This window comes from Mangrovimicrobium sediminis (assembly GCF_004745945.1).
Lineage (GTDB): Bacteria > Pseudomonadota > Gammaproteobacteria > Pseudomonadales > Halieaceae > Mangrovimicrobium > Mangrovimicrobium sediminis.
The window spans coordinates 1-1145 of the sequence record NZ_SRLE01000051.1; the positions used below are offsets into that span (position 1 = coordinate 1).

1 protein-coding gene and 1 pseudogene are annotated in these 1145 nt (G+C 67.2%); one reads left to right on the forward strand and one right to left on the reverse strand.

Annotated elements, in window-relative coordinates:
• Nucleotides 1-619 (forward strand): penicillin acylase family protein (locus E4634_RS21235; protein ID WP_167855027.1); only part of this gene is annotated, 619 nt, incomplete at its 5' end.
• Between the two features lie 53 nt (nucleotides 620-672).
• On the opposite strand, the pseudogene E4634_RS22165 reads toward E4634_RS21235, so the two are convergent.
• Nucleotides 673-1145: pseudogene (locus tag E4634_RS22165) on the reverse strand (alanine:cation symporter family protein); the annotation flags it as partial.

Consider the following 1145-nt stretch of genomic DNA (forward strand, 5'->3'; position numbering starts at 1 on the left):
CTACAGCGCCAACCCGGCGACGGTGGTGGAGGCCTGCAACGTGCTCGACGACTGGGACGGCCGTTTCGCCGTGGACAGCGTGGGCGCGCATATCTTCCGCGAGTTCTGGTCTGGTTGCTGCGGCGGCGTGGAGCGCTGGCAGGTGCCCTTCGACGCTGCGGACCCGGTTGACACACCGCGCCAGTGGAGCGACGACCCGGCGCTGATCGAGGCGACCCGCAGCGCCTTGGCGGCGGCGGTCGACCTGCTGGTGGATGCGGGTATCCCGATGAACCGCCCCTGGGGCGAGATCCAGTTCATCGACAAGAACGGCGAGCGTATCGGCATCCACGGCGGTCCGGGGTCCACCATGTTCTCGGTGATCACCTCGGACCTGGTGGCCGGCGAGGGCTACTCGGACATACGCCACGGCAACAGCTACATGCAGGCCATCACCTGGGACGAGAGCGACTGCCCGGTGGCCTACGCCATGCTCACCTACTCCCAGTCCACCGATCCGGCATCGGACCACTACGCCGACGCCACTGCGCTGTACAGCGATGGCGGTTGGATTCGCATGCCGTTTTGTGAGGCGCAGCGCGATGAGCAGGAGCTGCGCCGGGAGTCTATCGAGGAGTAGGCTCCGCCCTCACATCCAGGCTGGCAGGAGGCGGTGCCAGCAGGGTGGGGGCGCTAGTACGGGTGACGGCGAAAATAATCGCGCGCGGCGTCGCGCACGCGCGGTGCCAGCAGCAGGCTCGAGACCATGGTCGGGATCGCCATCAGCCCGTAGGCGCCGGACACCAGGTTCCACACCACCTCCAGGCTGACCACGGCGCCGAAGACCACGGTAGCGATAAACACCCAGCGGAAATGATGTTGCAGGTGCGCACCGAACAGGAAGCCGAAGCACTTGGCGCCGTAGTACCACATGGTGAACATGGTGGTCAGGCCCAGCGCCGGTGAACGCGTCCAGGGTCAAGCGGATGCCGCTGAGTCCGTCGACGTGCTGCCAGTCCCCCGCGATCAACAGCACCAGGGCGGTACAGGTGCACACCAGCAGGGTATCGATCACCGGGCCGAGCATGGCCACCAGCCCTTCGCGTACCGGCTCCGAGGTGCGTGCCGCGCCGTGGGCCATGACTTCGGTGCCGACACCGGCCTCG